The sequence below is a fragment of the Herbiconiux sp. genome (genome assembly GCF_023264855.1).
Classification (GTDB): domain Bacteria; phylum Actinomycetota; class Actinomycetes; order Actinomycetales; family Microbacteriaceae; genus Herbiconiux.
The window spans coordinates 17,002-36,750 of sequence record NZ_JAHFUW010000047.1; the positions used below are offsets into that span (position 1 = coordinate 17,002).

Consider the following 19,749-nt stretch of genomic DNA (forward strand, 5'->3'; position numbering starts at 1 on the left):
TGCCGCCTTACGACTTCTCGATCGTGCGGCGGCACACCTCGTCCCACGGCGTGGGCTGCATCCCGAAGTGCGCCCGGGTGGCGGTGTCGTCGAGCACGTAGGGGCGGGTCCACTGGTACGAGAGCTCGCCGAGCTCGCGCAGCATCGGGATGACGAGCGCGCCCATCCGCAGCCCGGCGACCGGGATGCGACTCACTGCGACCGGCGGCAGCCCGCCCGCGGCGAGCACCTCGCCGAGCGCCTGGCGCTGGCTGCGCGGCGGGTTGGACGGCACATGCCAGAGTCGGCCGTGCGCCGACGGGTCCTCGGCGGCGGCCACCAGAAGGCGTGCCACGTCGAGCACGTCGGTGAAGGTGTGCGGCATGTCGGGGTCGCCCATCACCCAGGCCCGCTTGCCCCGGCGGGCGGTCGGCAGCTGCCGGGTGATGTGGCCGTTGGCGCCGACGCCCGGGCCGACGTAATCGGAGCCGCGCACCTCTACGGCCCGCAGCTCGCCCGCCTCGTGGGCGGCCTTCGCCTCGGCCCACATCCGGGCCCGCAGCACACCCTTGTGATCGGTCGCGGCATCCGGAAGCCCCTCATACATCGACCCGTCGACGGGACCGTAGGGGTAGAGGTTGCCCGTGATCGCATAGACGGCGCCCGTGCGGCGAGCGGTTTCGAGCAGCGAGGTCGCGAGGGGCGGCCAGGTGGCGTCCCACTTCGTGTAGTCGCCCGGGTTCGCGCAGTTGTAGAGCACGTCGGCTCCGGATGCCAGCTCGGTGAGAGCGGCCGCATCCGTGGCATCCACGCGTGCGCTGGCGACGCCCGGGAGCCCGAGGTCGGTGCCGGAACGGGTGGCCACCACCACCTCCGACCCGCGCTCGGCGAGCAGGCTCGCGACGTGGCGGCCGACGGGGCCGGCTCCGACGATGATGTGGCGATCGGTCATGGTGTCCTCCTTTGGGAGAGCAGTGCTCTCGTTTCTACGATGACAGGCGCCCGAAGTAAAAGCAAGAGCACTGCTCTCTTTTGTTGCGCCTGCTCTCGAAACGCGCCAGGGTGGACGGATGCAGCATCCGAACCCCGAGCGCGCGGCACTCGCGGGCGCGACCCCCGCGCGAGCACAGACCGCCCGTGAACGGGCTCGCGACCAGATCACCGCCGAGATCGTGGCCGCGGCGCGCATCAGGCTCGCCGAGTCCGGGCCGGGCGAGCTCTCGCTGAGGGCGGTCGCCCGCGATGTGGGCATGGTCTCCTCGGCCGTCTACCGGTACTTCGCCAGCCGCGACGAGCTGCTTACCGCGCTACTGGTGCTCGCCTACGACGACCTCGGCTCGGCGGCCGAGCGCGCCGACGCGGCGGTCGCCGACCGCGCTGACGTGATCGGGCGGTGGCTGGCCGCGCTCCGGGCCATCCGCGGCTGGGCACTCGCGCATCCGGGCGACTACGCCCTGCTCTACGGCTCGCCCGTACCGGGCTACGCGGCTCCGCAGGCCACTATCGAACCGGCCGTGCGGGTCATCGTCGTCATCCTGAGCATCGTCACCGAGGCCCACGCGCTGGGGCGGATCGCGACCCCCACGGCTCCGGCCGGACCGGTGACGGCTGCCGCGGAGATGGCCTCGGTCGCCGGCGCGGTCGCTTTTGTGCGCGCGCGGGGCCTTGTGGGCGACGAAGTGCCCACCGAACTCGTCATCCGCACCCTGATGGCCTGGACCACCGTCTTCGGCACGGTCTCCTTCGAGCTCTTCGGCCACCTGGTCGGCTCGGTCACCGACCTCGACGTCTACTTCGATGTGGTCGCCTCCCGCCTCGCCGCCGACCTCGGCTTCAGCGCCCTCCGCTGATCGGGGGCAGTCAGCCCGTCAGCAGCACGTTCGCGTCATCCGGGAGATCTGCGACGACACCGCGGAAGAGCGCATCGTCGATGAGTTCGATCAGGCGCGCGCGACCTCGCTCGGTGGAGTACGTCGGGCCGATCAAGATCGGGACCATCGGCAGCTCCACGGTACCGCGGACACCGGGTCCGGCGCTGGTGTCGATCAGAGCGCTGAGCATCAGATAGCGCCTGACGCGGGGGACGGGCCGGAACGCTATCGATGAGATCGTGAATGCGGGGATCTCGGCGATGAGACGAACTCGAGGGTCGAGGGCCCACAGTTCCAGTGTTCCTTCGCGGGCCGCCCAGATCACGCCCTTCGCGCTGCCGGTGGCGGGCAGGTGAAGTTCGCTCAGTGCCCGGGTCAGGGCCGGCCTCACCGGGGCGGCGAAACTGAGACGGTCGCTGTGTGTTGCCGAGAACGCTCGTCTCTTCTCTGCGGCCTCGGCGAGATAGGCGCGCCGGCGGCGCCTCGCGCGGGTGACTCTGAAGATGACGCTCACGGTGCACACCGGCAGCATGACCGCGAAGTACAGTGTCACGAGCTGCCAGAACAGCGGCAATGCCTCGCGCTGTTCGGCGAGGAAGTAACCGGGGAGCGCGACGAGCAGCACGAACACCAGCCCGAGTGCGCCCAGGCCGAGCAGCTTCATCCGTTGGTCGCGCTCCATGCCCGTCCCGTCCCGTCCCCCGAGCTCCGCGCCGGCCGAGAGCAGGCCCACGCGATCGCTTCACTCTAGCCAGCCGGCACCACCGATGGGGCCGCCCGGACGCGTTGCCGGATCGTGACCCGGCGGGCGCGGCGGGACTGGGATACTGGCGCCATGAGATTCACGAAGATCCTCGCGGCCGCCGTCGTCGTCGTCGCCGCGGCCGCCGGGCTGAGCGCCTGCAGCTCGTCCTCCAGCGACACCCCGAGCACACCGATCGGCGGCGACGTGATCACGCCCGTCTCGATGAGTGCGAACGACCTGCAGGGGGCGAGCGTCGACCTCATCGTCGGCCAGGTGCTCAACATCAACACCGGCGACCTCGCCACCGACAGCTACACGGGCGAGGTGGCCGACACGAAGGTCGCCGAGTTCGTGCCGGGGCAGACCGGCGGATCCGCCGAGCTGAACCCGGGGGTACAGGCTCTCGCGGTGGGAACCACGACGGTCACCATGACCAACGAGCAGGGTGGCATCCAGCCGCTCGAGTTCACCGTGGTGGTCTCGGAGAAGTAGCCCCCGAGACCCGGGCCGGCAGCCGGCAGCGGCTACACCAGCCCGTGCCGGCGGAAGGCGTTCCACACCCCGTCGTCCAGCACGGCCGTGGTCACCTCGTCGGCGTGCGCCTTGATCTCGTCGGTGGCGTTGCCCATCGCGATCCCGACCCCGCACACCTGCAGCATCTCGACATCGTTGCTGCTGTCGCCGATGCCGAGCGAGGCCGACACCGGGATGTCGAGCCGCTCGAGCAGCTGCAGGATGGTCGACCCCTTGTTCACGCCGCCGAGCGACACCTCGCCGCTGCTGCTTCCGAGGTGCGGGATGGTGGCCGTGATCACGTGGAAATCCTCGCCCAGTCCGTCGCGCACCCGCTCGAACGCGGTGTGGTCCGAGCCGAGGAACACCGCCTTGGCGATGCCGGAGAAATCGATCGGACGCACGTTCGAGAACGCCTCGATCGCCGGATGTGCGTCGAGCGCGGCGAGCGACTCGGCGTCGGCCGGGCCGCCGGTCGTGCGCTCCACATCGGCCAGGAGGTACTCGATGAAGCGGTCGCGCACCCCGGCCGAGGGGAACACCTCGGTGTACGACTGCAGGTAGAAATCGATGCCGGCCTGCTCGAAGAACCGCGCCATCCGCTCGGCCGTCTCCGGCGGCATCGTGCGCGAAATCACCAGTTCGTCGCCGATCGCCGCGAAGCCGCCGCCGGCGCTGATGGTGCCGTCGAACCCGATGTCGCGGATGACCGGGTAGATCTCCACCGCCGCCCGCCCGGTGCACACGTACACGAGGTGTCCGTTGCTCCGGGCGGTGCGGATGGCGTCGATGGTGGAGGGGGCGATCCGCTCGCCCGAGTCGATCAGGGTGCCGTCGACGTCGAGGAAGGCGATCCGGGAGGTGCTCATAGGCTTTCGACCCTATCGGGTGAGACTCGCCCCGTTCGTCGCGATCACGTCCTGGTACCAGCCGAACGACTTCTTCTTGAAGCGGTCGAGGGTGCCCGATCCGTCGTCGTTCCGGTCGACGTAGATGAAGCCGTAGCGCTTGCTCAGCTGCGCGGTCGAGGCGCTCACCAGGTCGATGCAGCCCCAGGTGGTGTAACCCATCACGTCCACGCCGTCGGCGACGGCCTCGCCGACCTGCGCGAGGTGGTCGTTCAGGTACGCGATGCGGTAGTCGTCGATCACGGTGGGCACGCCGTCGACGGTCACCAGCTCGTCGCGGGCGCCGAGGCCGTTCTCCACGATGAACAGCGGCTTCTGCCAGCGGTCCCAGAACTGGTTCAGCACCACCCGCAGGCCCACGGGATCGATCTGCCAGCCCCACTCGGAGGCCTTCAGCGTGGGGTTCGCGACGCCCGGGAAGATGTTGCCGGTGCCCATCACGCGCTGGGACTCGTCGGCCGTCTCGCAGATGCTCACGTAGTAGCTGAACGACACGAAGTCGACGGTGTGCTCCTTGAGCAGCGCGCGGTCCTCCTGGGTGATGGCGAGCGTCACGCCCGCCTCCCGCAGCGCCCGCAGGTAGTACCCGGGGTACTCGCCGCGCACGTGGATGTCGCCGAACGCGAGGTTGGTGCGCTCCGTGGTGAGCGCCGCCATCACGTCGTCGGGATCGGGCGTGAGCGGGTAGGTGGGCATGGCCAGCACCATGCAGCCCACCTGCGCGTTCGGCGCGAGCTCACGCGCGGCCTTGGTGGCCAGGGCGCTCGCCACCAGCTCGTGGTGCACGGCCTGGTACAGGTCGCTTTGCGTGAGCTGGTCCTTCGGGGTGTTGATGCCGCCCGACATCAGCGGTGCGTGCAGCACCGAGTTGATCTCGTTGAAGGTCAGCCAGTACTTCACCCGGCTGCCGTAGCGGGCGAACAGCACCCGGGCGTAGCGCTCGTAGAAGCCGATCAGCTCGCGGCTCACCCACCCGTCGTAGGTCTCGGCCAGGTGCAGCGGGGTCTCGTAGTGCGAGATCGTCACGAGCGGCTCGATGCCGTGCTTCAGGCACTCGTCGATCACGCGGTCGTAGAAGGCCAGGCCCTCCTCGTTGGGCTCGAGCTCGTCGCCCTTCGGGAAGATGCGGCTCCAGGCGATCGAGAAGCGGAAGGTCTTGAAGCCCATCTCGGCGAAGAGCGCGATGTCGTCCGCGTAGCGGTGGTAGAAGTCGATCGCCACCTGCTTGAGGTTGTCGTCGGTGGGGCCCTCGGCGCGCGGGGTCGCGATGCCCTGCGGCATCACATCCTGGATCGAGAGGCCCTTGCCGCCTTCGTTGTAGGCGCCTTCGATCTGGTTGGCGGCGGTGGCGCCGCCCCAGAGGAAGCCGTCGGGGAAGACGGGGGCGGATGCTGCACCGGCGGTCGTGGCGGATGCGGGGGTGGTGCTGGTCATCGGTATTGCTCCTTGCAGGTGGTTCGGGTCAGTTCGAGACGAGGGCGGTTTCGGCGGCGACGGCCTCGAACAGCGCGTCGCCGTGGGCGACGGCACCGGCGGCCAGCGGGGTCACCGAGGGATAGAGGTCGCCGTTCGTCACGATCACGGGGGTGGTGAGGTCGTAGCCGGCCGCGGTGATGGCGGCGGCGTCGAACTCGAGCAGCAGCTCGCCGGCGCGCACCTGCTGGCCGCTCTCGACCTTGGGGGTGAAGTGCTGGCCGCCGAGCTTCACGGTGTCGACACCGATGTGGATGAGCACCTCGGCCCCGTCGGCGTGCTGCAGGCCGATCGCGTGTCCGGTGGGGAACACCGCCACGACGCGGGCGTCGAACGGGGCGTACAGCGCGCCGGAGCGGGGGCGGATGGCGACACCCGAGCCGAGCGCGCCACTGGCGAACGCGGCATCCGTCATCTCCGACAGCGGCACGACGGTGCCGTCGAGCGGGCTCTCGATGACCAGATCCTTGCTCTCGGCCAGGGCCTCGGCCTCGGCGGCCGGCTCCTTGAAGCCGACGAACACGGTGAGCAGGAAGGCGATGGCGACCGCCGCGACCACACCGATGATCAGGGCGACCGGGCTGCCGGTGCCGAACAGCGCCGGCAGGGCCAGCAGCGAGGGCAGCGCGAAGCTCCCGGATGCCACGCCGCCGGCCGAGATGATGGCGCCGCCGACCACACCGCCCGCGATGCCGAACGCGAACGGGCGCTTCAGCGGGAGGTTGATGCCGTAGATGGCGGGCTCGGTGACGCCGGCGATGAAGCCCGAGAGCGTGGCGGGGGCGGCGAGCGACTTGAGGTTCTTGTCCTTGGCGCGCACCCAGACGCCCGCGGCGGCCGCGGCCTGGGCCAGCACTGCGGCGAACAGCGGGGCGAGCAGGTAGATGGTGCCGGTGTTCTGCAGTTCGAGGGTGAACAGCGGCACGAAGGCCCAGTGCAGGCCGAAGATCACGAACACCTGCCAGAGGCCGCCCATGATGGCGCCGCCGAGCCACGGCACGGCCGCGAACACCCAGCCGATGCCGTCCGCCAGCAGGGTGCCCAGCAGGTTCGCGAGCGGGCCGATGACGAGGAAGGTGAGCGGAACGAGGATGAGCACGACGATCATCGGCGTGACGAAGCGGCGGATGGCCGAGGGCAGCTTGGCGTAGAGGAAGCGCTCCATGTAGCTCTGCAGCCACACGATCACGATCACCGGGATGACGCTCGAGACGTAGCTGACCATGGTGACGGGCAGGCCGAAGAAGGTCACGCCCTCGGCGCCGTTCAGGGCCACGATCGACGGGTAGACCAGTGCGCCGGCCATGGCCAGGGAGGTGAACTGGCTCGAGCCGAAGTACTTCGCGGCCGTGATCGCGATGGCCAGCGGCAGGAAGTTGATGAAGGCGTCGGAGAGCGCGTTCAGGATGACGTAGGTGCTCGTGGTGGCGTCGATCCAGCCGAAGGTGACGGCGGCGGCGAGGAAGGCCTTGAGCAGGCCCGTGCCGGCGAGGGCCCAGAGCAGCGGGGTGAAGATCGCGGCGATCATGGCGATGAAGCGGCTGAAGAGGTTGACCTTCTTGCCGCCGGCGGCGCCGCGCGCACCGGGACCGTCTTCGGTGGAGCCGCCGGCGAGGCCGGAGATGCCGCCGATCGCGGCGAACACTTCGGGCACCTCGTTGCCGATCACGACCTGGTACTGACCGCCGGCCTCGGCGGTGGTGATCACGCCGGGGGCCGACTTCACGGCCGCCTTGTCGATCTTCGACTCGTCCCGGATGACGAACCGCAGGCGCGTTGCGCAGTGCACGAGCGACTGCACGTTCTCCTCGCCGCCGACGCCTTTCAGCACCGCGGCCGCTGTCTTGGAGTAGTCCATCGGATCCACTCGCCTTCTGCCGCTGCATCGCGGCTCTCGTTCGGGTTGAGGCGCCGACGGGCCGATCCGCTCGCCTTGTGTGTTTTGGGCAAAAAAATAACCTGAACTCGGCCATCGTCTTTCGACGAAGGGAGTTCAGGTTTTGCCCGCTGGCGCGGTTACAATCCGTGACGCTTCAGCAGGGCAACTGTGCCCTGCGCCAGCGACGATAGCACAGGCTCAGCCGGGCTCGCCAGGCGCATCCGGTGCGCCCGAGGGCGTCGCATCCGCCGCCACCTGGTTGGCCAGGCGCTCGACGTGCACGATCACGTAGAGCAGTTCTTCGTCGGTGAGCTCGGATCCGGTGGCGGCGCTCACGTACGACTTGACGTCTTCGGCGATGGCGTACGAGCGCGGATAGCTGCGTTTGGCGAACTCGAAGAACGAGGTGTCGGAGCCGCGCAGCATCGATTTCGCCACCAGCCGCTGCAGCAGGAACTGGATGTGCAGGATGAAGCGGGCGTAGTCGGCGCTGCCGGTGTCCAGGTGCACGCCGAGGCCCTCCTCGACCGTGCCGACGACGTGCTGCAGGCGGCGGAACAGCAGGGCGGCCGTGCCGTTGGGCTCGTCGCGGGTGGCGTTCAGCAGGTGCATGGTGAGGAAGACGGCCTCCTCGCGCGGCAGTTCGGTGCCGAGCTGGGCGCTGATCGAGGTGGCCATCGCGGCGGCGGCGGCGAACTCCTGCGGATGCAGTACCCGCAGTTCGGGCATCGAGGTGCTCGGGATGCGGATGCCCTTCTGCAAGCGCTCGAGCACGTACTGCACGTGGTCGATCACCGCGAGCGGCAGCCGGCGCCCGAGGCTGCGGCCGAGCGTGCGCTCCGCCTCGTCGACGGCGCGCGTGACGGCCTCGATCACCGGATACGGCACGTCCGTCAGCAGCTGCCGGGCATGCTCGGCCTCGCTGCCCTGGTCGAGCACGAACGTCTTCTCGACCTTGGTGTCGTCGAGGGTGTCGCCCGACTTCAGCTGGAACCCGAGCCCGCGCCCCATCAGAACGCGCTCCTGCCCCGACTCGTCGATCGACACGACGACGTTGTTGTTGAGCACCTTGTGCACGGCGACGCCGCCCACTCCGCCGCCTCCGCTCGCCATGCGGCCATTCTAGGGATGCCCGCCGTGCGGCCGCCGCGTCTGGTCTCGGCTCGGCTGGCGGGCAGAGCGGGCGGCGGTAGCGTGTGGGCATGAGTGCGGGCGGCGACGGGGGATGGCGGGAGGTCGCTGCGGGGGTGTTCCAGCGGCGGTACGATCCCGTGGACGTGTCAGTGGGGGCGATCGTGGGGCCGGCGGGCGTGGTGATCGTCGACACCCGCAACAATCCGCGCGAGGGCGAGGAGATCCTGCGGGATGCCGAGGAGTTCGGGGTGCCGGTCGTCGCCGCGGTGAACACGCACGCGCACTACGACCACAGCTTCGGCAACCAGGCGTTCGCGGCGCGGGGCATCCCGATCTACGGGCACGCCGGCATCGCGGCGCACTACGAGCGGTTCGAGGGGCCTCGGCTGACTCGGGTGCAGGCTGATCCCGGTAGGGAGCCCGACAAGGACTGGGCCGGGGTGCACCTCACCCCGCCGACCGTGCCGGTGAGCGCTGTGACGGTGCTGACGGCCGGGGGACGGGAGATCGAACTGCAACCCCTGCCACCCGGGCACACCGATACCGACTTGGCGGTGCGGGTTCCGGATGCCGCGGTGTGGCTGCTCGGCGACGTGATCGAGCAGTCGGGGGCGCCGATGTTCGGCTCGGGGTCGTATCCGTTGCGCTGGGGTGCGGCTTTACGGGGGCTGCTCGAGCGGATCGGGCCGGCCGACGTGATCGTGCCGGGCCACGGTGAGGTGGTCGACCGGGCGTTCGTGGCCGAGCAGGCACGGCTGCTCGAGGAGGTCGCGGCGATGGTGCGGCGGGCAATCGAGGCGGGCACGCCCGTCGACGACGTGCTGCCGCCCGACGAGCTCGCGGCCTACTGGCCCGATTGGATGCTGCGCTCGGCGCTACGGGCCGGGAGCGGTTCAGAAATGCAGAAATAGCGACGACCGAAGCCATATACGGCCCCGGTCGTCGTTATTTCTGCACTTCTGAACCGAATGGGCCGGCGAACCGGTTCGCGGCGGCGGTGCTCAGTCCTTCTTCGGCTTCAGCTTCTTCAGGGACTCGGGCTTGTGCACGGCCTCACGGCCCGACTTCTCGCTCTTCACCAGGAACTGCGGGTCGTCGGAGTCGGCGCGCACGGTGCGGCCCGCGGCCTCGGTGTCGGAGGTGATCTTCTTCTCGACGGAACCCGAGGTGGTGGTGCCGTGCGTTGACCAGGAGACCCGGTCGCCCTTGGAGAGTTCATCGGCCATGGCCCCCACGGTACGCCCGGCGAGTCCGCACGGCGAGGGCACCTGACGGATGGGCCGGCAGCGATCGGGGGATGCGGCTTCGGCCACTGGTGCGAGACTGAGGAAATGAGCGTGCTCGACGACATCCGGATCGAGGTGGCCCAGCATCCGTCGAACGCCTGGGCGCGGGAAGCGGGATACGCCCCGCTGTTCGTGGCCTCGGAGAGCTCGCGCATCCTGCTCGTCAGTCAGGCACCGGGCCGCCGCGCGCAGGCCTCGGGCATCCCGTTCGACGACCCGAGCGGAGTGCGGCTGCGCTCCTGGCTCGGCATGACGGATGCCGAGTTCTACGACCCCGGGAACCTCGCGATCGTGCCGATGGACTTCTACTACCCGGGCAAGGCCACCAGCGGAGATGTTCCGCCGCGGGCGGGCTTCGCCGCCCGGTGGCATCCGCCGATCCTGGAGCAGCTGACGGACGTGCGGCTCACGATCCTCGTGGGCGCCTACGCGCAGAAGCACTACCTCGGCCGGCGGCGTGCGCCGTCGCTGACCGAGACCGTGCGGGCTGCCGCGACCTACGAGCCGTTCTTCCCGATCGTGCACCCTTCGCCGCTCACGCAGGGCTGGCGCCTGCGCAACCCCTGGTTCGAGGCCGAGACGGTGCCGCTGCTGCAGACCCAGGTGCGCGCCGCGCTCGCCGCATCCTGACTCCTCCCGATCCGGCAGGTCAGGCCAGGGCCGCGCGGAGGGAGCGCACGATCTGCGCTCGGGATGCTGCGCCCGCGCGGGTGGGCAGCACCGGGTACACGTGCACCTGGCCGGCGCCCTCGTGGAACTCGAGGTCGACGCCGGCGGCCGACGCCTTCTCGGCGAGCAGGTGCGCATCCGGGTTCAGCACGTCGCGCGTGCCGGTGTAGAGCGAGATCGGCCCGAGGGCCAGGAGTTCGCCCTCGAGCGGGCTGACGACGGGATCGAGCAGATCGCGGTCGCCGCGCCACAGCTCGGCCAGCACCTTGCCGCCGGGCACGGCGAGCCACGGATCGGTGGGCTGCACGATCGGGATGCGCGGGTTGCTCCAGCTGAGGTCGAGCGCGGGCGAGATCAGCACGGTGCGCGGCAGCACGATGCCGTGCCGGTCGCGCAGCAGCTGGGCCACCGACAGCGCGATCTGGCCACCGGCCGAGTCGCCGGCGAGGGCGGTGGCGCCGTGGCTCTCGAGGTTCTGCCGCACGAGCGCGACGACTCCGTCGGCGACCTCCGCGGCCGTGCCGAACGGCACCAGCGGGTAGATCGGCAGCGTCACGGTCGTGTTCGCCTCGGCCGCGATCTGCGCCGCGAGCGTCCAATGCTGCGACACGATCTCGTTCACCCAGCCGCCGCCGTGCACGTACACGACGCTGCCGCGCGGGCCGCCCTTCCGCGGGGTCACGGTGTACACAGGCCAGCCCACGGGCGACTCGCGCGCGACATCCACCCGCACATCGGGCCGCAGCCGCCCGGGCGGCCCGTACGTCGCCGGCCGCAGTTCGCGCTCGCGCACGCGACGCCGCGCTCCGTCGGCGGTCACGAACACGCGGTTCGCCCGCATCAGGCGCAGCAGGGGAGGGATGAGGGCGCTGGGAACCGTGACCATGCCTCCATCCTCCGCCCGCACCCTGGCACTCCGCTCCACCGGCCGCGCTAACGGCATCCTCAGGGCTGCAGCACCACCTTGATGCAGCCGTCCTCCTTGTGCTTGAACAGCTCGTACATGCGGGGGGCCTCTTCGAGCGGAACGCGGTGCGTCACGAGGTCGTCGATGCCGAGCGGATCGGCGGGATCCTCCACCAGCGGCAGGATCTCGTCGCGCCACCGGTGCACGTTGCACTGCCCCATCTTGAGCGTGATGCCCTTGTCGAACATGGTCATGAACGGCACCGGATCGGCGGCACCCGCGTAGACCCCGCTGAGCGAGACCGTGCCGCCGCGGCGCACGGCGTCCAGCGCCAGCAGCAGAGCGGCCAGGCGGTCGACACCGACCGTGGTGGCGGCCTTCTTGGCCAGCGTCTCCGGCAGCAGACCGGCCGCCTTCTGCAGGAACGAAGCGCCGGGGTTGCCGTGCGCCTCCATACCCACCGCGTCGATCACCGAGTGCGGACCACGCCCGTCGGTGAGCTCGCGCAGGCGATCGAGCACGTCGTCGGTGAGGTCGAGCGTCTCGACGCCGTGCCGCTCGGCCATCGCACGTCGCTCCGGCACGGGGTCGACCGCGATCACGCGGTGCCCGAGGTGCACCCCGATGCGCGAGGCCAGCTGGCCCACCGGCCCCAGGCCCAGAACGGCCAGTACCCCGCCCTCCGGAAGCTCGGCGTACTGCACGCCCTGCCAGGCGGTCGGCAGGATGTCGGAGAGGAACAGGTAGCGCTCGTCGGGCAGCTCGGTGCCCACCTTCAGCGCGTTGAAGTCGGCGAACGGAACCCGCAGCCGTTCCGCCTGGCCGCCGGGCACCGATCCGTAGAGCTCGGTGTAGCCGTAGAGCGAGGCGCCGGTGCCGGTGTCGCTGTTCTGCGTGGTCTCGCACTGCGAGGTGAGTCCCTGCTCGCACATGGGGCAGTGGCCGCAGGCGATCACGAACGGGATGACGACGCGGTCGCCCACGGCGAGCTTCTCGACGGCCGATCCCACCTCCTGCACGATGCCCATCGGCTCGTGCCCCAGCACGTCGCCTTTGGCCAGGAACGGCCCGAGCACGTCGTACAGGTGCAGATCCGATCCGCAGATCGCGGTGGAGGTGACGCGGATGACCACGTCGGTCGGATCCTGGATCACCGGATCCGGAACATCGATGACGGTGACCTTCTTCGTGCCTTGCCAGGTGAGAGCTCTCATGGTCTCGGCCTACTCCTGGGCCGGTTCTCAGGCAACGGGGTCGCCACTCGTGGCGGCCGGGGCGTACGCTCCACGGCATGAGCGACCCCCGCGACGACAGCATCCCGACCGACAGCGACCAGACCGACAGCACGCCGGCAGACAGCACCCAGACCGACGACGTGGAGATGCTGGGAGGCGCCGGGCCCGACCCGGCGCAGTCGGCGAGCAAGGATCCGGAGGACTGGGTCACGGGCGACGAACCGATGACCGGCCCCCAGAAGAGCTACCTCGACACCCTCCTGCGCGAGGCCGGCGAAGAGCTGCCGGCCACCCTCACCAAGGCGGAGGCCTCCGAGCACATCGACCGGCTGCAGAAGCTCACCGGTCGCGGCCAGTAGCGCCCGGCTCCAGAAGCACCGTCAGAACCTCCCGGAGCGGCCCGGCGAGGTCCTCCTCGCTTGCCGACGTCAGCGGCTCGAGCCCGGTCGACGAGCGCAGGATGACGAGCCCGAGCGCGGTGGCCATCGCGATCTGCGCGCGCAACAGGAAGCGGTGGTCGTCGACGGCGTCGGGGCCGGATCCGGATGCCTCGGCCAAGCGCCGCGCGAACCCTTCCAGCGTGGAGCGGCGGATGCCGTCGGCGTGCTCGTCGCCCGAGGAGCGCAGCAGCAACAGCAGCATCTGCGCCTGTTCGCCGTTGGAGGCTCCGGACGCCGAGTCGATCATCCGCTGCAGGACCCGCTCCACGGTCGTACCCGGCTCGGCGGGCCGGGCGAAGGCCTCGGCGACCCGGCTGATGCAGGCTTCGAAGAGGCCTTCCTTCGAGCCGAAATAGCGGTTGATCAGGGCCACGTTCACGCCGGCGTCGGCCGCGATGTCGCGAACGGTGGTGGAGCCGTAGCCGTCGCGGGCGAAGCGCCGGCGCGCGGCCTCGAGCAGCAGAGCTCGGGTCAGGTCGGCGTCGCGGCCGCGCACGGGGGGCGGGACGTCGGTGGACGCGTCGATGGTGGGTTCGGAGGTCATGGGTCTCATCTCGTCCCGAGCCACGGTACAGCCCGGTTTCCGGCGTGTAAACGATTGTTGACTTCGGTCAAGAAGTGCGTATCATCGCTAAGTCAGCATTTGTTTACATCAACGCCCCATGACCCGGAGAACAATGAACCCCACCATCCAGGAGCCGCGGACCGGCTCCGTCCCGGCGGTCACCCGCCGCCCGAACACGGTGCTCATCGTGCTCTACCTCTCGCTCGGCGGCCTGTCGTTCGCCGTGCTGCAGTCGCTCGTCGCGCCCGCGCTCAGTACCATCGGCAGCGACCTCGGCGTCTCCACCAGCGACGCCTCCTGGGTGCTCACCGCCTACCTGCTCTCGGCCGCCGTGCTGACCCCGGTGCTCGGCCGCCTCGGCGACATGGTCGGCAAGCGCCGGATGCTCATCGTGGTGCTGAGCCTGCTGCTGGTCGGCACGGTTCTGGCAGCCCTCGCCCCCAACCTCGGCGTGCTGATCATCGGCCGTGCCCTGCAGGGGGCGGCCGGCGCGATCATGCCGCTCTCGATCGGCGTGGTGCGCGACGAGCTGCCGCGCGACAAGGTGGGTGTGACGATCGGTCTGCTGTCCGCCATCTTCGGTGTGGGCGCGGGCGTCGGAATCGTGGCCGCCGGCCCGATCGTCGAGAACCTGTCCTGGCACTGGTTGTTCTGGCTGCCCGCCGTGCTCGTGGTCGTCGCTCTGCTCGGCGTCATCTTCGGGATGCCCGAATCGCCCGTGAAGAAGCCGGGCCGGCTCGATCTGCCGGGCGCCTTCATCCTCTCGGTGTCCCTGGTGTCGCTGCTGCTGGCGATCAGCGAGGGCGAGAACTGGGGCTGGGGATCGGCGGGCACCATCGGCCTGCTCGCGCTCGGCGTGGTGGCGCTCGCGGTGTTCGTGTTCGTCGAGCTACGGGCCAAGGAGCCGCTGGTGGACATGCGGCTGATGAAGATCCGCGGGGTGTGGACGGCGCACATCGTGGCCCTGGTGTTCGGCTTCGCGATGTTCGGCACCTTCGTGCTCGTGCCCACGCTGCTGCAGCTGCCGACCGCCACCGGGTACGGCTTCGGCGAGTCGGTCTCGTCGGCCGGGCTGTTCCTGCTGCCCACCGTCGTGATGATGGTGATCTTCGGGCCGGTGGCCGGCATCCTGGTGCGCAAGGTCGGCCCGAAGCCGCCCATGGCGCTCGGCGGGTTGTTCGTGGTGGCCGCCTTCCTGCTCCCGGCGATCTCGCACGGCGAGCTGTGGCAGATCGTGGTGTCGGGCATCCTCACCGGTGCGGGTATCGGCCTGGCCCTGGCATCGACCTCGAACGCCATCATCGAGAGCGTGCCGGCCACGCAGACCGGTGAGGCGATCAGCGTCAACACCGTGGCCCGCACCATCGGCAGCAGCATCGGCACGGCGGTCATCGCCGCACTGATCACCTCCAACAGCACGCCGCAGGGCCTGCCGCTGGACGACGCCTTCACGATCGGCTTCTGGGTGTGCGCCGGCGTGGCCGTGCTCGCCGTCGTCGGCGCGCTCGCGGCGCCCTCCATGAAGAAGCGTCGCGAGCAGGCGGCCGCCCTCGGCATCGACGACCTGCCCGACGAGGCCGACGAACTGCACCTGGGTCAGCGGCACGAGAGCTGAGCTCACCTGCCGCATTCGCTCAGCGGATGCGTGAAAACGAGGAGCGACGCCCCAGACGACGTCGCTCCTTGTTGTTTCTGCATCCGCTGACCGAACTGCGGATGCGGACGCGCTATTTGGCCAGGAACTCCAGCACGGCCGTGTTCCACTCCTCGGCGTGGCTGACGTTCACGCCGTGCGGCGCGCCCTTCACCACGTAGAGCTCCGAGCCGGGGATCGCGGCGTGCGTGCGCGCTCCCGAGCCCTCGAACGGCACGGTACCGTCGCCGTCGCCGTGGATCACGAGCGTCGGTACGGTGACCGCCGCGAGATCGTCGCGGAAGTCGGTGTTGGCGAAGGAGGCCATGGCCTCCAGTGCGGCGATCTTGGAAGCCTGCTCGGCGAGCGCGAGCGCCTCCTGGCGCTGCTCCTCGGTGACTTTGAGCTCGCCGTCGACCGAGAAGAACTGGGTGGTGAAGTCGTCGAAGAACGCGTCCTTGTTCGCGGTCAGCGACGCGGTCATCTTCGCGGCCTCGGAGACCTCGAGCGGACCGTCGGGGTTGCCCGGCGTGTGCAGCAGGTACGGCGGCACGGCCGAGGCGAAGACGACACTGTGCAGGCGGCCGACGCCGTGACGCGACGCGTAGCGGGCGACCTCGCCGCCGCCCATCGAGAAGCCCACGAGGGTGACGTCGTTCAGGTCGAGGGCGCCGAGCACGGCCTCGAGGTCGTCGGAGAGGGTGTCGTAGCCGTATCCGGTGAGCGGCTTGTCGCTGCGGCCGAATCCACGGCGGTCGTAGGTGATGACGCGGTAGCCGGCCTCGACGAACGCCGGAACCTGCTCCTTCCAGGACTCGCCCGAGAGCGGCCAGCCGTGGATCAGCACGACCGGTCGGCCGGTGCCGCCGGTGTCGTCGACGTGCAGGTTCGTGTCTCCGAGGAGGCCGTGGTGTGCGGTGATCTCTGACATGAGGTGGTGCCCTTCTGCGCCGCTGTCGCGGCGCTCCTGGATCATTCGGACCCGTCCGCGACTTCGGTTCGGGATGCGCGTCGGGGCTTGCCAGACGGGTCGCCGATGCGTTACGGCGGCTCAGTCCCGCGGGCGGCGGATGCGGATCGGACCGCGCACCGTCGCGAGGTCGACCACCTCGCCGTGCTGCGTGATCTCCACCTCGCCGCGCTCCACCAGCTCCTGAGCGGCGGCCCGCGCGGCATCCATCAGTCCGCGCCAGTCATCGCCGCCGACTGCACGGGCGGCATCCGAGGGGCAGATGCTCGAGGTGGGTTCGCGGGAGTCGAGCAGCGTGCCGATGGTCTCGCGCAGCCGGGCATCCGTGCTCGCAGATCCGTCCGGCCGCATCGGTTCCTCGCTCACGCCGGCGGCACCGCCTCGTGGCCGGGCCGCCCGTGGGTGCGCCGGTCTTCTTTCATCTCCGCCTCGAAGAGGTGGCGCCGGCCGCCGACGAGCTGGTCGCGCGCCTCGCGCTCGGCCGTACGCAGGGCGGCGTAGTACCCGTCGTCGTACTCCTCGACGAGCTGGAACGTCCAGCGCCCGTCGATCACGTTGAGCCCGATCAGCTCCCGACGGATGCGCGCGGCCAGCTCGGTGTGGCCGGCCTCCTCGAGGGCGTCGACCGCCTCGCCGAGGGTGAGATCGGCCTTGCCGGTGAGGCGGTGGAAGCCGTAGAGCATGCCGCGGGCCTGCTCGACGACCTCCAGCGCCTCGGAGAGCTTGCCGAGCGCCGCCACCGTCGCATCCGTCACCCCGTCGGGGCGCCGGTGCTCGGGGGACGGCTGCTCACGGTCGCTGTGCTCGGCGGATTCCATGCACCCAGCCTGCTCCTCGCGGCTCAGGCCTGCACGTCTCCGCGCCACTCGCCCGTGGCAGAACCCTGCTTCTCGATGAACTCCTTGAAGTTCTGCAGGTCTTTCTTCACGGCGTGCGATCCGGCGCCCACAAGGGAGCCGACCTTCTCGAGCAGGCCCTCGGGCTCCCAGTCGATCTGCACGGTGACGCGCGACGTGGTGTCGGTGAGCTTGTGGAAGGTCACGACGCCGGCGTGCTCGGTGTCGCCACCCGTGCTCGTCCACGCCACGCGCTCGTCGGGGTGCTGCTCGGTGACGACGGTGTCGAACTCGCGCTCGGCGCCGCCGACCTTCACCTTCCAGTGGCTGTGCGTGTCGTCGGTCTGAGTGATCGACTCCACCTCGTCGAGGAAGTGCGGGAAGGACTCGAACTGGGTCCACTGGTTGTACGAGGTGGTGACGGGCACGTCGACGTCGATGGTCTCGATGATCTGGGCCATGGGGATAGCGTTCCTTCGATTCACGGGCGACGGCATGCCGCCCCTGCCCTCAGCCTGCGCCCGTTACGTGATCCGGCCACCCCCTTGCGCCTGACCGTCCGCTGTGTTTCTGCGGTACTTGCCCAAGGGCAACCACTTTGTCAAGTCCCTGGCGGATCCGGGGAAGCGGAGTCAACTGGCAAGGTGCCCGCGGATGGGCTCGGTGCGACTAAGGAGAACCTCGATGAGCAGACGAACGGATCGGCGGGTCTTCACCCACCTCGTGCAGCACAACGGGACTCACTACCGAACCACCGAAGAGATGGCCGGCATCTTCCTGCGCGGTGCCACGGCACTCGTGCGCAGCGGTTCGATCGAGCTGCTCCCGCTCTCGCACTCCGGCGGGGTCGACCTGCTTCTGGTCGCACCGGAGACGGTGTGGACGGTGACCGTGGCCGCTGCCGAGTTGCCCAGCCGTGAGACCGCGCCCGCTCCGCACCTGCGCGCGGTGTCCTGAACCGCGGTCCCGCGCGGGTCCCTCGGGTCTCCCGGTTCTAGTCGGGGGCGCCCGACAGCACGCGGGGACCGTTTTCCCGCACGGCCTGCAGGATCGCCGACACGTCGGCGTACACCTCCGCCGCGCCGGCCTCGCGCAGTTCCTCCTCGCCGATGCCCCCGGAGAGCACGCCGAGCGTGCGAACACCCGCGCGGGCGGCGGCGATCACATCCCAGCGGGTGTCGCCGATCATCACGGCCTCCGCGGCCGTAACCCCGGCCTTCTCCAGCGCCGAGACGATGATGTCGGGCTCGGGCTTGGCGGTCTCGACGTCGTCGGCGTTCGTGGCCTCGAAGAGGTGCTCGTCCACGTCGAGGCGGCGGCTCAGCACCTCGAACTCCTCCGGCGGAGCGGATGTCGCGAGCACCACGCGAAGGCCCAGCCCGTCGAGTGCGGCGATCAGCTCGCGTGCTCCTGCGAACGGCCGCAGCCGCGACTTGAGCGGTTCGTAGTGCACAGTGTGCCGATCCGTCGCCCGCTCGCCCAGCTCGTCGACCCGGTCGACGAGCGCGGCCTCGAGCAGCTTGGCCGAGTCCAGCCCGATCGACCGGTGGATGGTCCAGGCGTCGACCTCGGCGCCCACGTCGTCGAACGCACGCATCCACGCGTCGACGTGCAGGTAGTTGGAGTCGATCAGGGTGCCGTCGATGTCGAAGAGCACCGCGCGGAGTGCCGGAGGGGTGTCGTTCGGGGAGGAGGTCATCCTCGTCACTCAAGCACCGATCGCGCTCGGCGGCACGGGGGTCGTGTCGGCGAGGTGGCGGCACCGGCGTAACGTCGGAGGATGACCGTCGTCATCGCCTTCCTCGCCAACATCCTCGTCGCGATCGCGAAGTCGGTCGTGGCCGGTCTCACCGGATCCGCGTCGATGCTCGCCGAGGCCGCTCACTCGTGGGCGGATGCGGGCAACGAGATCTTCCTACTGATCGCCGACCGGCGCGCCGGCAAGAAGCGCGACCGCGAGCATCCGCTCGGCTACGGCCGGGACGCCTACATCTTCTCGTTGTTCGCGGCCTTCGGCATCTTCACCGTGGGCGCCGTCGTGTCGGTGTATCACGGCATCCAGAGCCTGGCCGCGCCCGAGGCGGTGGAGGACTACACGCTCAACTACATCGTGCTGGCGGTCGCGTTCGTGCTGGAGGGCTTCTCGCTGCTGCAGTCGATCCGGCAGGGGCGCCATACCGCCGCCCGGTACGGCCGCGGCTTCTTCGACTACGTGGTGAACGGATCGAACACCACGCTGCGCTCGGTGTTCTTCGAAGACACCGCGGCGCTGATCGGGCTCGTGATCGCCGCGACCGGGATCGGGCTGCACCAGGCCACGGGCGACCCGGTGTGGGATGCGCTCGGCTCGATCGCCATCGGCGTGCTGCTCGGCGGGGTGGCCCTGCTGCTGATCAGCCGCAACCGGCGTTATCTGCTGGGGGCGCAACCGAGCGAGCAGTTCCGCGACCGGATGGGGCGCGCCCTGCTCGCGCACCCCGAGATCGAGCGGGTCACCTCGCTGTATCTCGAGTTCAGCGGTCCGGGGAAACTGTTCCTGGTGGCGGCCGTCGACCTGGTGGGCGACGAGGCCGAGCACGGTGTGGCCGAGCGGCTGCGGCGACTCGAGGGCGAACTCGAGAACGGTGAGGAGCTGATCGGCAAGGCCGTGCTGACGCTCTCGGTGGCCGACGAGTCCTCGCTCGCGTTCTAGAGTCGTGCGGCGGG

At 69.9% G+C, this 19,749-nt stretch carries 23 protein-coding genes; 8 read left to right on the top strand and 15 right to left on the bottom strand.

Annotated elements, in window-relative coordinates; genetic code table 11:
* Positions 1-7: 7 nt before the first annotated feature.
* Positions 8-931, bottom strand: a complete 924-nt coding sequence (locus Q0D75_RS16505) for an NAD-dependent epimerase/dehydratase family protein (RefSeq protein WP_291055843.1) — start codon at positions 929-931, stop codon at positions 8-10.
* 118 nt (positions 932-1,049) lie between these two features.
* On the opposite strand from Q0D75_RS16505, the gene Q0D75_RS16510 reads away from it, so the two are divergent.
* Positions 1,050-1,829 carry a TetR/AcrR family transcriptional regulator gene (locus Q0D75_RS16510; RefSeq protein ID WP_291055846.1) on the top strand — a complete coding sequence of 260 codons (780 nt, stop codon included), beginning with the start codon at positions 1,050-1,052 and terminating at the stop codon, positions 1,827-1,829.
* Between the two features lie 10 nt (positions 1,830-1,839).
* Here the strand turns inward: Q0D75_RS16510 and Q0D75_RS16515 are convergent, their stop codons facing one another.
* The gene (locus tag Q0D75_RS16515) at positions 1,840-2,583 is read right to left on the bottom strand and encodes a hypothetical protein (protein ID WP_291055848.1); all 744 of its coding nucleotides are present in this window, start codon (positions 2,581-2,583) and stop codon (positions 1,840-1,842) included.
* A 102-nt stretch (positions 2,584-2,685) separates the two neighbouring features.
* Here Q0D75_RS16515 and Q0D75_RS16520 point away from each other — a divergent pair, with 102 nt between their 5' ends.
* The gene (locus Q0D75_RS16520; RefSeq protein WP_291055850.1) at positions 2,686-3,087 is read left to right on the top strand and encodes a hypothetical protein; all 402 of its coding nucleotides are present in this window, start codon (positions 2,686-2,688) and stop codon (positions 3,085-3,087) included.
* Positions 3,088-3,119: 32 nt separating this feature from the next.
* On the opposite strand, the gene Q0D75_RS16525 is transcribed toward Q0D75_RS16520, so the two are convergent.
* The 4 genes from Q0D75_RS16525 to Q0D75_RS16540 all read right to left on the bottom strand — a co-directional run bounded on the left by Q0D75_RS16525 (position 3,120) and on the right by Q0D75_RS16540 (position 8,481).
* Positions 3,120-3,977: a Cof-type HAD-IIB family hydrolase gene (locus Q0D75_RS16525; protein WP_291055852.1), complete on the bottom strand. Its 858-nt coding sequence runs from the start codon at positions 3,975-3,977 to the stop codon at positions 3,120-3,122.
* A gap of 12 nt (positions 3,978-3,989) precedes the next feature.
* Positions 3,990-5,450: a glycoside hydrolase family 1 protein gene (locus Q0D75_RS16530; RefSeq protein WP_291055854.1), complete on the bottom strand. Its 1,461-nt coding sequence runs from the start codon at positions 5,448-5,450 to the stop codon at positions 3,990-3,992.
* 28 nt (positions 5,451-5,478) lie between these two features.
* On the bottom strand, positions 5,479-7,347 hold the full coding sequence (locus tag Q0D75_RS16535; RefSeq protein WP_291055857.1) for a beta-glucoside-specific PTS transporter subunit IIABC: 1,869 nt from the start codon (positions 7,345-7,347) through the stop codon (positions 5,479-5,481).
* A gap of 219 nt (positions 7,348-7,566) precedes the next feature.
* Positions 7,567-8,481 carry a PRD domain-containing protein gene (locus Q0D75_RS16540; protein WP_291055860.1) on the bottom strand — a complete coding sequence of 305 codons (915 nt, stop codon included), beginning with the start codon at positions 8,479-8,481 and terminating at the stop codon, positions 7,567-7,569.
* An 89-nt stretch (positions 8,482-8,570) separates the two neighbouring features.
* On the opposite strand from Q0D75_RS16540, the gene Q0D75_RS16545 reads away from it, so the two are divergent.
* A complete protein-coding gene (locus Q0D75_RS16545; protein ID WP_291055863.1) occupies positions 8,571-9,413 on the top strand; it encodes an MBL fold metallo-hydrolase in 843 nt (280 codons plus the stop codon).
* Between the two features lie 90 nt (positions 9,414-9,503).
* On the opposite strand, the gene Q0D75_RS16550 is transcribed toward Q0D75_RS16545, so the two are convergent.
* Positions 9,504-9,728 carry a DUF2945 domain-containing protein gene (locus Q0D75_RS16550; protein WP_291055867.1) on the bottom strand — a complete coding sequence of 75 codons (225 nt, stop codon included), beginning with the start codon at positions 9,726-9,728 and terminating at the stop codon, positions 9,504-9,506.
* 105 nt (positions 9,729-9,833) lie between these two features.
* Between Q0D75_RS16550 and Q0D75_RS16555 the strand changes: the two genes are divergently transcribed.
* Complete coding sequence (locus Q0D75_RS16555; protein WP_291055869.1) at positions 9,834-10,418, top strand: uracil-DNA glycosylase family protein; 585 nt, start codon at positions 9,834-9,836, stop codon at positions 10,416-10,418.
* A 19-nt stretch (positions 10,419-10,437) separates the two neighbouring features.
* Here Q0D75_RS16555 and Q0D75_RS16560 read toward each other — a convergent pair whose 3' ends face one another.
* Entirely contained in the window at positions 10,438-11,343 is a 906-nt protein-coding gene (locus Q0D75_RS16560) for an alpha/beta hydrolase (RefSeq protein WP_291055872.1), read from the bottom strand.
* 59 nt (positions 11,344-11,402) lie between these two features.
* Positions 11,403-12,578: a zinc-dependent alcohol dehydrogenase gene (locus tag Q0D75_RS16565; RefSeq protein ID WP_291055874.1), complete on the bottom strand. Its 1,176-nt coding sequence runs from the start codon at positions 12,576-12,578 to the stop codon at positions 11,403-11,405.
* Between the two features lie 167 nt (positions 12,579-12,745).
* Here Q0D75_RS16565 and Q0D75_RS16570 point away from each other — a divergent pair, with 167 nt between their 5' ends.
* Positions 12,746-12,958: a DUF3072 domain-containing protein gene (locus Q0D75_RS16570; protein WP_291055908.1), complete on the top strand. Its 213-nt coding sequence runs from the start codon at positions 12,746-12,748 to the stop codon at positions 12,956-12,958.
* Here Q0D75_RS16570 and Q0D75_RS16575 read toward each other — a convergent pair.
* Positions 12,939-13,583 carry a TetR/AcrR family transcriptional regulator gene (locus Q0D75_RS16575; RefSeq protein ID WP_291055877.1) on the bottom strand — a complete coding sequence of 215 codons (645 nt, stop codon included), beginning with the start codon at positions 13,581-13,583 and terminating at the stop codon, positions 12,939-12,941. The genes Q0D75_RS16570 and Q0D75_RS16575 overlap by 20 nt on opposite strands.
* Before the next feature lie 118 nt (positions 13,584-13,701).
* Here Q0D75_RS16575 and Q0D75_RS16580 point away from each other — a divergent pair, with 118 nt between their 5' ends.
* Complete coding sequence (locus Q0D75_RS16580) at positions 13,702-15,219, top strand: MFS transporter (protein ID WP_291055879.1); 1,518 nt, start codon at positions 13,702-13,704, stop codon at positions 15,217-15,219.
* Between the two features lie 112 nt (positions 15,220-15,331).
* Here the strand turns inward: Q0D75_RS16580 and Q0D75_RS16585 are convergent, their stop codons facing one another.
* From Q0D75_RS16585 to Q0D75_RS16600, 4 genes are all read right to left on the bottom strand, one after another.
* Positions 15,332-16,168, bottom strand: coding sequence for an alpha/beta hydrolase (locus Q0D75_RS16585; protein WP_291055881.1), 837 nt, complete (start codon positions 16,166-16,168; stop codon positions 15,332-15,334).
* Between the two features lie 120 nt (positions 16,169-16,288).
* Positions 16,289-16,573, bottom strand: coding sequence for a DUF3253 domain-containing protein (locus Q0D75_RS16590; protein WP_366513451.1), 285 nt, complete (start codon positions 16,571-16,573; stop codon positions 16,289-16,291).
* Positions 16,570-17,025, bottom strand: a complete 456-nt coding sequence (locus tag Q0D75_RS16595) for a hypothetical protein (RefSeq protein WP_291055884.1) — start codon at positions 17,023-17,025, stop codon at positions 16,570-16,572. The genes Q0D75_RS16590 and Q0D75_RS16595 overlap by 4 nt, the downstream gene beginning before the upstream one ends.
* A 23-nt stretch (positions 17,026-17,048) precedes the next feature.
* Entirely contained in the window at positions 17,049-17,504 is a 456-nt protein-coding gene (locus tag Q0D75_RS16600; RefSeq protein WP_291055887.1) for an SRPBCC family protein, read from the bottom strand.
* Between the two features lie 223 nt (positions 17,505-17,727).
* On the opposite strand from Q0D75_RS16600, the gene Q0D75_RS16605 reads away from it, so the two are divergent.
* Positions 17,728-18,000 carry a hypothetical protein gene (locus tag Q0D75_RS16605; RefSeq protein WP_291055889.1) on the top strand — a complete coding sequence of 91 codons (273 nt, stop codon included), beginning with the start codon at positions 17,728-17,730 and terminating at the stop codon, positions 17,998-18,000.
* A 37-nt stretch (positions 18,001-18,037) separates the two neighbouring features.
* On the opposite strand, the gene Q0D75_RS16610 is transcribed toward Q0D75_RS16605, so the two are convergent.
* On the bottom strand, positions 18,038-18,742 hold the full coding sequence (locus Q0D75_RS16610; protein WP_291055892.1) for an HAD family hydrolase: 705 nt from the start codon (positions 18,740-18,742) through the stop codon (positions 18,038-18,040).
* An 81-nt stretch (positions 18,743-18,823) separates the two neighbouring features.
* Here Q0D75_RS16610 and Q0D75_RS16615 point away from each other — a divergent pair, with 81 nt between their 5' ends.
* Positions 18,824-19,735 carry a cation diffusion facilitator family transporter gene (locus Q0D75_RS16615; protein ID WP_291055895.1) on the top strand — a complete coding sequence of 304 codons (912 nt, stop codon included), beginning with the start codon at positions 18,824-18,826 and terminating at the stop codon, positions 19,733-19,735.
* Positions 19,736-19,749 lie beyond the last annotated feature (14 nt).